Below are 13,668 nucleotides of genomic sequence, written 5' to 3' on the forward strand. Positions count from 1 at the left end.
GAAGCCGGAGCGGCAGAAGTATACCGACACTATTCGAGAGTTTGAACGCCGAGCACCCAATCACTACTGGGAACGGCGAGAGAAGAACTCCCGGAGGACCAGGCCAGATCCCTGAAAGACTGCTGCCTGTACCCGGGAGATGGAAAACACGCGGAAAACCGCGGGCGACATCGCGAAGAATCATTGCCACCCAGGGCCGGGCCGTCCAGCATACGAATACGACGTGAGACCCAGGCACCTGAGTGAACCTGACATCGGATAACATGCGTCAACAGACACGAACCTTACACGACCTCTCCCTGCCTACAGGCAGCCGGACCGTCGGCGTTGGTCTCAGACCGAAAGGATCAATCCCCGAAAGGGTCTGATTCGTCTGGCCGCCGGTCCGCCCCTGGTGTGACGGGGCCCGCGGCACGCACATTCCGCTTCGCTGGTGCGAACCCCTCCGGTTTTCTGTCAATTTAAACGACAGGAACGATTTCTTTCCATGAAGAGAATGCTCATCAATGCAACTCACCCCGAGGAGTTGCGCGTGGCCCTGGTCGATGGCCAGCGTCTGTTCGACCTTGATATTGAATCCAGCTCCCGCGAGCAGAAGAAAGCAAACATCTATAAAGGCCGCATTACCCGCGTCGAACCCAGCCTGGAAGCCGCCTTTGTTGATTTTGGCGCCGAGCGCCATGGCTTCCTGCCGCTCAAGGAAATCTCCAAGGAGTACTTCAAGAAATCCCCCGGCCAGATTGAAGGCAAGATCAACATCAAGGATGTGGTCTCCGAAGGCCAGGAAGTAATCATCCAGGTCGACAAGGAAGAGCGTGGCAACAAGGGCGCCGCCCTGACCACGTTCATTTCTCTGGCCGGCCGTTATCTGGTGCTGATGCCCAACAACCCGCGGGCCGGCGGCATCTCGCGCCGTATTGAAGGTGACGAACGGTCCCAGCTGAAAGAAGCCATGAACGATGTCCAGGTGCCGAAATCCATGGGCATCATCGTGCGCACTGCAGGCATCGGCCGTACCACCGAAGAACTGCAATGGGATCTCGACTACCTGGTGCAGTTCTGGGAAGCCATTACCCAGGCCGCCGGTGAGCGCAAGGCCCCGTTCCTGATCCACCAGGAAAGCAACGTTATCATCCGTGCCGTACGCGACTACCTGCGTCAGGACATCGGCGAAGTACTGATCGACGCCAACGGCGTGTACGAAGACGTTCTGAATTTTGTTCGTGCGGTCATGCCGACCTTCGAGAACAAGATCAAGCTGTACAAGGACGAGATTCCGCTGTTCAGCCGCTACCAGATCGAAGGCCAGATCGAAACCGCGTTCCAGCGGGAAGTGAAGCTGCCTTCCGGCGGCTCCATCGTGATCGATCCCACGGAGGCCCTGGTTTCCATCGACATCAACTCCTCCCGGGCCACCAAGGGCCAGGACATCGAGGAAACCGCCCTTCAGACCAACCTGGAAGCGGCGGAAGAGATCGCCCGCCAGCTGCGCCTTCGGGATATGGGCGGCCTGATCGTGATCGACTTCATCGACATGACTCCGGCCAAGCATCAGCGCGAAGTGGAACAGAAGATGCGCGAGGCGCTGGAAATCGACCGGGCACGGGTCCAGGTTGGCAAGATCTCCCGCTTCGGCCTGTTGGAAATGTCCCGCCAGCGCCTGCGCCCGTCCCTGGGGGAGACCCGTAGCGAGGTGTGCCCCCGTTGCGAAGGCCAGGGCACCATCCGTGGTATTGAATCCCTCGCGCTGAGCATCATGCGCCTGATCTACGAGGAATCCTCGAAAGACAAGACCGGCGAGGTCCGGGCCGTGGTGCCTGTGTCCGTGGCCACCTTCCTGCTCAACGAAAAGCGCAAGCAGCTGGCCGACATTGAGGCCCGCCAGGAAGTGAACATTGTGGTGGTTCCTGTTCCGCACATGGAAACGCCGCACTTCGAAATCATCCGGATGCGCCAGGACGAAACCACGCCGGAGCACATCTCCAGCCACCAGGTCGCCCAGGAATACAGCGAGCGCGAAGAGGAAATCTTCGAGGCACCACCGGCGGAGAAACCGGTTCGCGAACAGGCGGCCGTCAAGGCCATCCGCCCGACCGCACCGGCTCCGGTACCCGCCGCGTCCAAGGCCGAGGAAACAGCAGAGCAGGAAGAAGGCCTTTTCCGCCGGCTCGGGCGCAAGATTGCCGGATTCTTCAACGGCGAGGAGCAGACCCAGGGAGAAAAGCAGGACCAGGGCCGCAACCAGCGCGACGAACGCCGTAACCAGGGCCGCCAGGACCGTCGTAAGTCCCGGGTTGCCCGTGGCGATGACCAGCGCTCCGGCGGCAACCGCAGTGGTAACGACCGTCGCCAGGGTGGCCAGCAGGGCCGCGGCGACGACAACCGCAACCGCGGGCGCGGTCGCAACGAAGACCAGAACCGCGGCAACCAGAATCGCCAGGGATCTGATAACAAGAGCTCTGATAACAAGGGTTCGGACAACCGTAATGACGGTAAAGGCGGCGACAACAAAGGCTCTGAAAACCGCCGCGACAATCGTCGCGACAACCAGGGCCGTGGTCGTAACAAGCCGTCCAGGGACCAGAAAGACAACCGCGAGCAAAAGGACCAGGCCCAGCAGGACAGCGCTGCGAAATCCGGCGCCGCCGACAAGTCTGGCTCCGACGACAAGCGCCGCAAGCCCCGTCGTCAGCGAAACCGCGATGGCTCCCCTTCTGAAGCTCCGGCGTCCACTCCGGCAGACCGCAAGGCGGCTCGCAGCGAGAAGCACCAGAAGGACACCCAGCCCGAGAACGGCCGGGACGACAGCAAACAGGAACTGAAGAACGAGCCGTCACAGCAGGTGGCCGCCGAGAAGGCGCCGGAAAAGGTCGAAGCCAAGGCGGAGCAGCCTCAGAAAGAGAGTGCCAACTCCGGCAACAAGCCCGAGTCCAAGGCTGAAAAGACCGAGAAGCCTGAACCCAAGCGCCAGGAAACCACCGAGTCGTCAACGCCCAAGACCGACGGGAAGGCAGCCGAAGCCAAGGGCCAGTCCGCCGAAAAAGCACCGGCGAAAGACAAAGAGCCGTCAGCTCAGGTAGAGCCTTCAACTGGTAAAGAACCTTCAGCCGCTAAAGAACCTTCAGCTGATAAAGCACCTTCGGCCGAGCAGAAGCCGGCGAGCGATCGTCAGCCGTCAGAAGAGAAAAAGCCGTCTGCAGACAAAAAGCCTGCAGTAGAGCAAGCGCCTTCGGCGGATAAAGGACCTTCAGCTGGCAAGGAGCCCTCAGACGGTAAGGAGCCGTCAGCTGGTAAAGAGCCATCAGCGAGTAAAGAGCCCTCAGCTGGTAAAGAGCCGTCAGCCAATAAAGAGCCTTCAGCCGGCAAAGAGCCGTCAGCGGAGAAACAGCCGTCGTCAGGCAAGGAAGCCGCTCCGGCCAAAACCCCGGCTGAGGCTGCAAAGCCATCTTCGCAGCCTGCATCTGCTGCCGAGCAGCAACCCGCCAAGACCGAGAACCCTGCCAGGCCGGCGGTAGAGGCACCCAAAGCGACGCAGGCTGAGCCGGCGAAAGCCAGCAAGGCTTCTGAGCCTGAAAAAGCCGCCGAGCCCAAAGCCGAATCGTCGAAGGCTGCGGAATCAAAAGCTCCGGAAGCACCAGCTGCTGACGTACCGGTCACGCCGGGCAGGGCCTACAATGACCCGCGTGAAGTGCGCAAGCGCCAGAGAGCGGCGGAAGAAGCCAAAAAGGCCGGGAGCAACTGACCGATGTTATCGAACGCCGACATTGAAGCGCTGGAAGACATTCTGTTCGCCGAGCCATGGGGCGATGACGCCCTGGACTTCTTCGGCTTCCACGGAGTTGTCTGCGCCAGCGTGGTCGGGCCCACAGAACTGGGTGCCGAGGAGATCTTCCGGTTGGCAACGGGGACAGACAATGTCCCCGACGCCGGCATCCCGGAGGTTTTCCAGCGTTGTGCCGAGCAACTGGCCCGGGATATGGCTCACGCCCTGGACATGGGCCAAACGCTTGAACTACCGGAGCCAGAGGACGGTGACCCGATGAACGCGCTGGAAAACTGGTGCGCAGGCTTTGTGGACACCTTCCTCGCGCATGAGGAAGAATGGCTCGAGGCGGCCAGCGAGGAAGAGGCCGCGGATCTGATGGTACCCATGCTGACGCTGTCAGGGTTATTTGACGACGAGGACTTCCAGAAGGTACGCAATAGCGAGAAGCTGTCCCGGCAGATGGCTGACGCTATCCCGGACTCACTGACCGACCTTTACCTGCTCTTCCACGCGCCGGACTAAGCCGTCGCCGCTGTCTGAACAGGCTGCCTGAAACTTTGCCAGACCGGCGCAAGCCCGTCTGGCATTTTCATGATACGCCCCAGTTCGCACCAGGGCGCTCCCGGAAAGTGAAAATCGCTACCCTGGGACGCCAGCAGTTGTTCTTTCCGGCATAACTCCGCAAGGAAACCAAGGTCTCCGCTCGACTGGCCGGAGGTGGACACCTCCAGTGCTCGCCCCCCTGCCCTTCGAAATTCGGCGGTTAGTTCCCGGAGTTTGGTCGCCGTCAGCTGGTATTTGCGCGGGTGAGCAAGCACCGCGATTCCACCGGCAGCGTTGATCCAGTTAACGACTTCCGACAAATCCGGCCAATAGGCTTTTACATCCCCCGCCTTGCCCGTGCCCAGATAGCGTTTGAAGGCCTGAGCCGCGTTACGCACCACGCCCCGCTCCACCAGAACCTCGGCAAAGTGGGGTCGCCCGGGGACATCGCCCCCGGCCCTGACGGTCGCGCGATCAAGAAGGTCCGGCACCGCCAGCTTTTCCAGCCGGGAGGCGATCATCCGAGCCCGGGCCCAGCGATTGTCGTTCTGCTGCTCAAGCGCCGCCAGTAGCCCGGGGTCGGCCGGGTCAAAGTCGAGCCCGACGATGTGAATCGTGCGGCTCTTCCAGAGGCAGGATAACTCCGTCCCCGGAATGAGCTGGATATCATGTGCCCGGGCGGCAGTAGCCGCTTCGGACAGCCCGCTGATGGTGTCGTGATCGGTCAGCGCCAGGTGGGTCACACCTTTTTCGGCCGCGCGAGCCACCAGCGCGGCCGGCGAGAGTGTACCGTCCGATGCGGTGCTGTGGCAATGCAGATCAATGCACAAAACCCGGTCTTGCGGTATAGTCACGTGACATCCTGAATCAGTGGCGTATCGATGAAGTAGCCTGCCCTTGCAGTCTACCAGCCATATCTTCACCGCACGACCGCTGATCGATTCCTCGTAGCTTTGACAGAATGTCTTTTCGGAGAGCTGAATGTATTACGCGATTATCAGTGAAGATGTCGAGAACAGCCTGCCATTGCGACAGCCTGCCCGACCCGCTCATATTGAACGCCTGCAATCCCTGAAAGCGGAGGGGCGCCTGCTGGTTGCCGGCCCGCACCCCGCCCTGGACACGCCTGAGCCAGGTGATGCAGGTTTCACAGGTAGTCTCGTGATTGCTGAATTCGACTCACTCGAAGACGCCCGGGCCTGGGCCGATGCAGACCCCTATGTGGAAGCCGGGGTTTACGAGAAAGTCACCGTAAAACCGTTCAAGGCCGTGCTGCCGTGAACAGCGACGCCCGCATGAGCGGATTGTAATGGTGGCCCGCTTGCACAGGGCGACATCTGTGACAGAATTGCGCCTTTGATCAGGCTCCGATTTCAATTGCAGATTTCAGGGAACGTAACCAGTGACGCTTTTTCGCCTTGCCATCATTGCTCTGCTAACCGTATCGTCCGTCGCCGTGGCCCAGGCCAAGACCGTCTGGGTTGACGACCAGCTGTATCTCCCTGTCCGGTCGGGCGCCGGTTCCCAGTTCCGTATTATCGAGAACGCCGTGCCAAGCGGTACTCCCCTGGAGGTGCTGGAAACCTCCGATTCCGGCTACACGCTCGTGCGCACGCCCAAAGGCACTGAAGGCTGGGTTTCCAGCCAGTATCTAAGCGAGACGCCCATCGCCGCCGATCAACTCAGGACGGCTAACCGTCAGCTCGAGGACACCCGGGCGGAACTTGCACGGGTCAAGGAACAGTTGAGCGAGGTGGTTAACGAGCGTAATGCTCTGGAGAGTGCGGAGAATTCGCTCTCAAACAAGTCCCAGGAGCTTCAGGAAGAGCTCCAGCGCATCAAGAGCATCGCGGCGGACTCCATCAACCTGGAGCGCCGTAACCGGGAGCTTCGGGAGGAAAACCAGCGCATCCGCAACGATCTCGAAGTGCTGACGGCTGAGAACGAGCGACTTGAAGCCAGTAAAGAGTACGATTTCATGCTGCTGGGAGCTGGCCTGGTGCTGGGCGGCGTGCTCTTGGCGCTGATTATCCCGATGCTAAAACCAACAAGAAAGACCGACAACTGGGCCTGATGCCATGAAGGACTATTCTGAAAAACGTGATTTTCATCGCATGCAGGTGAACTCGGAGATCGAGATCACTGACAGTCAGGGCAATCAGTTCAGGGGCGTGTGCCGAGACCTGAGCGCCACCGGCATGCAATTGTATGTGGATCGTGAAATTGCACCGGGCGAGGAACTCAAGACCGTCCTCCATCCCAGCAGTGACCAGTTTCCTCCCCTGGAAACCGTCTGCGAGGTAATCCGCTGCGAGCCAGAGGGAGACGGATTCCTGCTGGGCACGAACATCAGCGAAGTCACACGCTGAGATGAAAAGCGGCGGCCAATGGCCGCCGCTTCTGTATCCGGGATCCGGAAACCGCTCAGACCAGCGGCTTCTCGGAAACGATAATGCCGTTGTTGTCGGCGTACACGTAGTGGCCCGGATGAAACGTCACTCCGTGGAAGGTCACCGGCACGTTCAGGTCACCCAGCCCGCGCTTTTCACTCTTTCTCGGATGGGTGCCTAGCGCCTGAACACCCAGTGCGGTATTGCCGATCTCGTCAACGTCGCGCACACAACCGTAGATGATCAGGCCGGCCCAACCGTTGTTGGCAGCCTTCTCCGCGAGCATGTCACCGAGCAGGGCGTGGCGTTTTGAGGCGCCACCATCCACCACCATCACACGGCCGTTGCCCGGCAGACCAACCTGCTCCTTCACCACGGAGTTGTCCTCAAAGCACTTCACGGTCACGATTTCGCCGCCAAACGCCTTGTTGCCACCGTAGTTATTGAAGCCTGGCTCAACCACCTGGACTTCCGGATACTCGTCGCAAAGATCCGGGGTAATAATCTTGGTCACGTTGCTGCGCTCCTTTTCCTGCAATTGGACTCAGTCGATCTTTTCGTCGGCCAGGAAGAACCAGGTATCCAGCACCGAATCCGGGTTCAGGGAGACGGTATCAATACCCTGCTCCATCAGCCACTTGGCCAGATCCGGGTGATCAGATGGCCCCTGGCCACAGATGCCAATGTACTTACCGGCTTTCTTGCAGGCCTGAATCGCGTTGGACAACAGTACCTTGACGGCCTCGTTACGCTCGTCAAACAGGTGCGCGATGATGCCGGAGTCCCGGTCGAGACCCAGGGTCAGCTGAGTCAGGTCGTTGGAGCCGATGGAGAAGCCGTCGAAGTGTTCGAGGAACTCGTCCGCCAGCAGCGCGTTCGCCGGTAGTTCGCACATCATGATCACATGCAGCCCATTGTCGCCTCGCTTCAGACCGTTCTCCGCCAGCAGGTTCACCACCTGCTCTGCCTCACCGACCGTACGCACGAACGGAACCATAACCTCGACATTGGTCAGGCCCATGTCGTTGCGAACCTTTTGCAAGGCACGGCACTCCAGCTCAAAGCAGTCCCGGAAGGTCTCGGAGATATACCGCGACGCGCCTCGGAAGCCCAGCATCGGGTTTTCTTCGTCCGGCTCGTACAGGGTGCCGCCAATCAGGTTGGCGTATTCGTTGGATTTGAAATCCGACAGCCGCACGATCACCTTCTTGGGCGCGAAAGCGGCAGCCAGTGTGGAAATCCCCTCCACCAGCTTGTCGACGTAGAAATCCACCGGCGAACTGTAGCCCGAGATCCGCTTCTCGACGGTTTGCTTGATGTCCCGGGGCAGGCCGTCAAAGTTCAGCAATGCCTTTGGGTGCACGCCGATCATCCGGTTGATGATGAACTCCAGGCGGGCCAGGCCTACCCCCTCGTTCGGCAGAGCCTGGAAGTCAAAAGCGCGGTCCGGGTTGCCCACGTTCATCATGATTTTGAACGGAATATTGGGCATGGAATCCACGGTGTTCTCGCGCAGCTCGAAATCCAGGGCACCCTCGTAGATCATGCCGGTGTCGCCTTCGGCACAGGACACCGTGACCTCCTGGCCGTCTTTCAGCAGCTCGGTGGCATCGCCACAGCCAACCACCGCCGGGATACCCAGTTCACGGGCAATGATCGCCGCGTGGCAGGTACGACCGCCGCGGTCGGTCACGATGGCAGACGCTCGCTTCATGACCGGCTCCCAGTCCGGGTCGGTCATGTCGGTTACCAACACGTCGCCGGCCTGCACGCGGTCCATTTCCTTGATGCTGGTGATGATCTTCACCGGGCCACTGCCAATCTTGTGGCCGATACTGCGCCCTTCCACCAGCACTTTGCCGGTTTCCTTGAGCAGGTAGCGCTCCATGACGTTAGCCGCTGCCCGGCTCTTCACGGTCTCAGGGCGGGCCTGAACGATGTAGATCTTGCCGTCATCGCCGTCTTTGGCCCACTCGATGTCCATCGGGCGCTGGTAATGCTTCTCGATGATCATGGCCTGTCGCGCCAGGTCTTCCACCTCGGCATCGGTGATGCAGAAGCGATTACGGTCGTCCTGCTCAACCTTCACGGTTTCCACAAACTCACCCTCGCCGGGGCTGGTGTGGTAGACCATCTTGATGGCCTTGCTACCGAGATTACGGCGCAGCACCGCCGGGCGACCAGCTTCAAGCGTCGGCTTGTGCACGTAGAATTCATCCGGGTTCACCGCACCCTGCACGACGGTCTCACCCAGGCCGTAGGAGGCGGTAACAAAGACCACGTCGCGGAAGCCAGACTCAGTGTCCAGGGTAAACATTACGCCGCTGGCGGCGGTTTCACTGCGCACCATCTTCTGGATACCGGCCGACAGGGCCACCATCTTGTGATCAAAGCCGTGGTGCACCCGGTAGGAAATGGCCCGGTCGTTAAACAGGGAGGCAAACACTTCCTTGACCGAGGTGCGCACCTGCTCAAGGCCCACCACGTTCAGGAAGGTTTCCTGCTGGCCGGCGAAGGACGCGTCCGGCAGGTCCTCAGCGGTAGCGGAAGAGCGCACGGCAACGGCCATGTGCTCATTGCCGTCCTGGAGCTGGGCGAAGGCCTCTTTCAGGGCGTTTTCGAGGACGTCCGGGAACGGGGTATCAACAATCCACTGGCGAATCTGCGCGCCGACCCGGGCCAATTCGTTAACGTCGTTGATGTCCAGAACGTCCAGGGCGTTGTCGATGCGCTCCTTGAGGCCATCGGTGGCGAGGAATTCACGATAGGCGTGTGCCGTGGTGGCAAAACCACCCGGAACGGTAACACCTGCGTTGGCGAGATTACTGATCATTTCGCCAAGAGAGGCGTTCTTGCCGCCCACCCGATCAACGTCGGACATTCCCAGGTGATCAAACCAGATAATGTAATCTTCCAAAGCACGTCTCCCTTGAATCTGTGTAGCAAAGAGCAAACCGGGCCAGCGATATAGAGCGGCAAAGCAGGCAATATCCACTGCGGAGTCTCGAACTTGGCGTGTATGATACTGTAACCTGCGGAAATTACCTAGGGCACAAAGGAACTGGACTTCACAGCATGAAACGCACCGCTTTCTTCATTTCTGACGGCACAGGCCTCACTGCCGAGGCCCTCGGGCACAGCCTTCTGGCCCAATTTGAAAAGATCGAGTTCGAACGGATCACCGTTCCCTACATTGATGACGAGGACAAAGCCCGGGAGATGGTCAAGCGCATCACCAAAGCCGCCGAAATCGACGGCGCCCGGCCGCTGGTCTTCGACACCATCGTAAACAGCGACATCCGTGACATCATTGCCACCGCTGACGGCTTCATGGTGGATATTTTCGGGACTTTTCTCAATCCCCTTGAGCAGGAGCTGCAATCCTCCTCGTCCTATTCCGTGGGCAAGTCCCATGCCATCAACAATGAAGGCAGCTACGAGCGTCGCATCAACGCGGTCAACTTCGCCCTGGACAACGACGATGGCGCCCGCACGCGGCATTACGATGAGGCCGACCTGATTCTGGTGGGCGCTTCCCGCAGCGGCAAGACCCCCACCTGTCTGTATCTTGCCCTGCAATACGGCATCAAGGCAGCCAACTACCCGATTACCGAGGAAGATCTGGCGGACCAGCAGATGCCGACGGCGCTGAAGCCCCATAAAGAGAAGATTTTCGGCCTGACCATCGACCCCGAGCGCCTGGCCACCATTCGCAACGAACGTCGGCCCAACTCACGGTACTCGTCCATTCAGCAGTGTATGCACGAGATTGAAGAGATCGAGCTGATGTACCGGCGTGAGCGGATTCCCTACCTGAACACCACCGCTTACTCCATTGAGGAGATTTCCACGCGGATCATGGTGACGACGGGACTGAAGCGTAATCGTTGAACGGTTAGATGTAGCGTAAAGCAGGGCCGGATGGCGACGTCATCCGGCCCTGTGCCTTTTACAACTCTTCAATATCCAGACCCAGCGCTTGCACCCTGTCCCGGTTTTCGGGGCTGGTGACCACAGCCGTGCTGGCCTTTTCCGGCACCAGCCAGGTGCCGGCCACGCGTTTGAGATCATCAAGCGTTACCGCCAACACCCGCTCACGGAAGCGGGCGCGCTGCTCCGGCGTGCGACCGAACAGCTTGTTGTGGAACGCGTGCCGGGCAGCGCCCGCCGGTGAGCGGGGCCGGTCCAGCTGACCGATGACGCCCAGAATGGATTCTTCCAGCTCCTGATAGTCGTGCTCTTTGGTCTGCAACCACTCCAGGGCCTTGTCGAAATCCGCCAGCGTGTCTTCCAGCCGTGGATCCCGGTAGGAGAAGAAGCGGAAGGTGCCGTTCACACTGTCCTGTCCGGCGCCGCCACCATAGGCACCGCCTTTCTCGCGGATGGCACGGTGCAGGTAACCATTGCGCAGGAAACCACCCAGCACGGTCAGGGCCGCGGCGTCCGGGTGATCCACGGGAACGGTGTTGTAGGCCTTGGCGCAGAAATTCACCTGGGTTGAGGTTAGCCACGCCTGACGGGTGGTGTAGTTGACCGGGTCCATCTTCCAGGCTGAGCCGGAGGCACCAGGTACATCACCCCAGGCGGACTTGAGGTCGTCTACCATGGCTGGCAGTTGCTCCTCCTCACCAATCACCAGGAACTCACGAGCCTGATTACGGACCTTGTCATGAAGGGCCGTCAGTTTGTCGCACAGGGCCGACAACTCACCGGCATCCTTCAGCGCCCGATCCAGCGCCTTGGTGCCCTTGATACCGGCCAGCCCACCCAGGCGGAATGACAGCCAGGCGCCCGGGCTCATGCCCTGCGACGCCGCGCCCATGGCCAGGGCATGGCCACTACCAGTGACTGCCTGCTCCCGGCGAGCGCGAATCTGGGCGATGATCTCGCGGATCCGCTCCTGCTCGTCAAAGCGGGCGCTGGTACAGACATCCCGCAGCAGCCTGGTCAGGGCGCCGCGGTTCCGGGCCAGCGCCTTGCCGTTGAAGATGATGTAGCCGGAAAGGTCCTGCACATCGTCGATCCGGCCCTTGGCACTGAACGATGCACCAATACCGCCGGATTCCGCGGAAATCCGGTCCTGCATCTGCAGGTAATCCAGTTCTCCACAGCCCACCTCGGAGATCAGTGTGGTGTAATACGGCACCAGCAGCAGCTCTTCCTCGGTAAGCGCCGGCATCGGCACCACCACCTGCTCGTAGACCAGGCCGTTGGTACCCCGGGCATAGACCGTGGCGGCAATGTCACCGTCGTAACGGCCCTCGGGCTCGGGCATTTGCAGGGGCACGTCCGACAGATCCACCTTCGGAAGAATGGAATCGTCGTCCTTGCGCATCTGCCGCTCTTCCAGCGCCTGTGCACGCTCGACAATCATCCGGACTTCGTCTTCGGTCAGCTCGGCCTTGCGACGGGCCAGAGCATCGCGTATCGCCGCCTGCCGGCGGTGCTCCAGTTTTTCGTCCGGACGGAGGGTCAGGGTAACGCGGTGCGGGTTTTCAAGGAGTTTGCGACGGATCAGGTCCGGCACGTACTGAGGATCACGAATTTTCTCACGCAGGTTCGCCAGCACCGGTTCGAGGTCCAGTAGCTCCACGGGATCGCCGCCATGCACCATTGGCGCGATCGCGCTCATGATCAGTTGCAGGCCATAGGGGAAGCTGTCGCCGGCAATCTCCCGCTGGTGCAGTTCCAACTGGTGCAGGATCGCCTCCAGCCGTTCTTCACTGACACCCTCTTCAACCACGCTCAACAGCGTGGATTCAATAAGGGCTTCCAGATCTTTCTGTTTTTCCGGCTCGCTGCCTTCGATGCCGCAGACGAAGGTCATTTCCCGGTTGGAATCCTCCAGGCCACACATCGGCGATGGCGCATGGCCCAGATCGGTGGTTTCCAGGGCGCGCATCAGAGGCGAGGCGCTGTTCTCCAGAAGCACCGCTGAGAGCAGTTGGCCTTCCAGGTTCTCCTGGAGGTCGAAGCTGTGTCCGAGCAGCCAGCCCACCACGATGTGGGTCTTGTTCTCGGTGCCCTCGCCTTCATTCACCGCATAGCCCTGCTCTACGCGCACAGGCGCGAACAGGCGCTTCTCGTCCCGCACCGGGAGCTCTATATCCAGACGGTCGAAGCGCTTGAGTGCCAGCTCCTCGAACTTCTCATGGTGCTCCCGGGCCGGGATATTGCCGTAGGTGGCAAAAATCGCATTGCTCGGGTGGTAGTGATGACGATAGAAGCTGACCAGGTCCTCATAGCTGAGATCCACGATGTGGTCGGGCTCGCCACCACTGTTGTAGTGATAGGTGGTTGTCGGAAACAGGTGGCTGCTCAGGTTCTGCCAGAGCTGGGAGGTGGCCGAACTCATGGCGCCCTTCATTTCGTTGTAGACAACGCCCCGATAGACCAGATCCGTGGAGGGATCCTCCGGCTTGTCGAACTCCAGGCGATGCCCCTCCTGGGCAAAGTCCAGCGGATCCAGCTTCGAGAAAAACACCGAATCCAGGTACACCGACAGCAGGTTGTCGAAATCCTTGCGGTTCATGCTGGCAAAGGGATAGGCGGTCCAGTCGCTGCTGGTAAAGGCGTTCATGAAGGTATTGAGCGACCGGCGGATCATCATGAAGAACGGATCCCGCACCGGGTAGCGCTCACTGCCACACAGCGCGGTGTGCTCCAGGATGTGGGCAACGCCGGTGGAATCCATCGGGAAGGTCCGAAGCGCAACGAAGAACACGTTCTCATCGTTGTCGGCCGCCAGGTGCAGGTGCCGGGCCCCGGTTTTCTTGTGGCGATACTCCTCGACCTCAAGGTTGAGGGTCTCGATCCGGTGACTGCGAAGCTTCTCAAAGGCCGGATGAATTGCGTTGTCGATCACTGCAGCCATTCAATCTATCCTGTCTTTAAACAATTGGAGAATTGTAGGGTAACACGTAGTATCGACTATCATGCACCAGTCGAGTAGCCAGAAGGTACCCCGCC

Annotated in this window: 10 protein-coding genes; 6 read left to right on the forward strand and 4 right to left on the reverse strand. The window is 60.1% G+C overall.

Annotation, left to right across the window (positions count from 1 at the left end; translation table 11 throughout):
* Positions 1-487: 487 nt before the first annotated feature.
* Positions 488-3,742: a ribonuclease E gene (rne, locus tag AC0J1C_RS10945; protein WP_473043888.1), complete on the forward strand. Its 3,255-nt coding sequence runs from the start codon at positions 488-490 to the stop codon at positions 3,740-3,742.
* Positions 3,743-3,745: 3 nt separating this feature from the next.
* Positions 3,746-4,288, forward strand: coding sequence for a YecA/YgfB family protein (locus AC0J1C_RS10950; protein ID WP_473043890.1), 543 nt, complete (start codon positions 3,746-3,748; stop codon positions 4,286-4,288).
* On the opposite strand, the gene AC0J1C_RS10955 is transcribed toward AC0J1C_RS10950, so the two are convergent.
* Positions 4,285-5,163 carry a PHP domain-containing protein gene (locus AC0J1C_RS10955; RefSeq protein WP_473043892.1) on the reverse strand — a complete coding sequence of 293 codons (879 nt, stop codon included), beginning with the start codon at positions 5,161-5,163 and terminating at the stop codon, positions 4,285-4,287. The genes AC0J1C_RS10950 and AC0J1C_RS10955 overlap by 4 nt on opposite strands.
* A 127-nt stretch (positions 5,164-5,290) precedes the next feature.
* Here AC0J1C_RS10955 and AC0J1C_RS10960 point away from each other — a divergent pair, with 127 nt between their 5' ends.
* The 3 genes from AC0J1C_RS10960 (at position 5,291) to AC0J1C_RS10970 (ending at position 6,678) form a co-directional block, all read left to right on the forward strand.
* A complete protein-coding gene (locus AC0J1C_RS10960; RefSeq protein WP_091986211.1) occupies positions 5,291-5,590 on the forward strand; it encodes a YciI family protein in 300 nt (99 codons plus the stop codon).
* A gap of 121 nt (positions 5,591-5,711) precedes the next feature.
* Complete coding sequence (locus AC0J1C_RS10965) at positions 5,712-6,383, forward strand: TIGR04211 family SH3 domain-containing protein (protein WP_091986212.1); 672 nt, start codon at positions 5,712-5,714, stop codon at positions 6,381-6,383.
* A 4-nt stretch (positions 6,384-6,387) separates the two neighbouring features.
* A complete protein-coding gene (locus AC0J1C_RS10970; protein WP_375193507.1) occupies positions 6,388-6,678 on the forward strand; it encodes a PilZ domain-containing protein in 291 nt (96 codons plus the stop codon).
* Between the two features lie 55 nt (positions 6,679-6,733).
* On the opposite strand, the gene rraA is transcribed toward AC0J1C_RS10970, so the two are convergent.
* Both rraA and ppsA read right to left on the reverse strand, forming a co-directional pair.
* Positions 6,734-7,213: a ribonuclease E activity regulator RraA gene (gene rraA / locus AC0J1C_RS10975; protein WP_375193508.1), complete on the reverse strand. Its 480-nt coding sequence runs from the start codon at positions 7,211-7,213 to the stop codon at positions 6,734-6,736.
* 30 nt (positions 7,214-7,243) lie between these two features.
* Positions 7,244-9,580, reverse strand: coding sequence for a phosphoenolpyruvate synthase (gene ppsA, locus AC0J1C_RS10980; protein ID WP_473046533.1), 2,337 nt, complete (start codon positions 9,578-9,580; stop codon positions 7,244-7,246).
* 194 nt (positions 9,581-9,774) lie between these two features.
* On the opposite strand from ppsA, the gene ppsR reads away from it, so the two are divergent.
* Positions 9,775-10,590 (forward strand): posphoenolpyruvate synthetase regulatory kinase/phosphorylase PpsR, encoded by an 816-nt coding sequence (ppsR, locus tag AC0J1C_RS10985; protein ID WP_375193510.1) that lies wholly within the window; start codon positions 9,775-9,777, stop codon positions 10,588-10,590.
* A 58-nt stretch (positions 10,591-10,648) separates the two neighbouring features.
* On the opposite strand, the gene AC0J1C_RS10990 is transcribed toward ppsR, so the two are convergent.
* Positions 10,649-13,573, reverse strand: a complete 2,925-nt coding sequence (locus tag AC0J1C_RS10990; protein WP_473043896.1) for an insulinase family protein — start codon at positions 13,571-13,573, stop codon at positions 10,649-10,651.
* Positions 13,574-13,668: the final 95 nt, after the last annotated feature.

The sequence above is a fragment of the Marinobacter sp. E2 genome (assembly GCF_055755345.1).

Excerpts from the sequence above, each read along its gene's own strand:
- ppsR (WP_375193510.1), top strand. The coding sequence starts at position 9,775 with ATGAAACGCACCGCTTTCTTCATTTCTGACGGCACAGGCCTCACTGCC.
- ppsA (WP_473046533.1), bottom strand. The coding sequence starts at position 9,580 with ATGTCCGACGTTGATCGGGTGGGCGGCAAGAACGCCTCTCTTGGCGAA.
- AC0J1C_RS10950 (WP_473043890.1), top strand. The coding sequence starts at position 3,746 with ATGTTATCGAACGCCGACATTGAAGCGCTGGAAGACATTCTGTTCGCC.
- AC0J1C_RS10990 (WP_473043896.1), bottom strand. The coding sequence starts at position 13,573 with ATGGCTGCAGTGATCGACAACGCAATTCATCCGGCCTTTGAGAAGCTT.
- AC0J1C_RS10970 (WP_375193507.1), top strand. The coding sequence starts at position 6,388 with ATGAAGGACTATTCTGAAAAACGTGATTTTCATCGCATGCAGGTGAAC.
- rne (WP_473043888.1), top strand. The coding sequence starts at position 488 with ATGAAGAGAATGCTCATCAATGCAACTCACCCCGAGGAGTTGCGCGTG.
- AC0J1C_RS10960 (WP_091986211.1), top strand. The coding sequence starts at position 5,291 with ATGTATTACGCGATTATCAGTGAAGATGTCGAGAACAGCCTGCCATTG.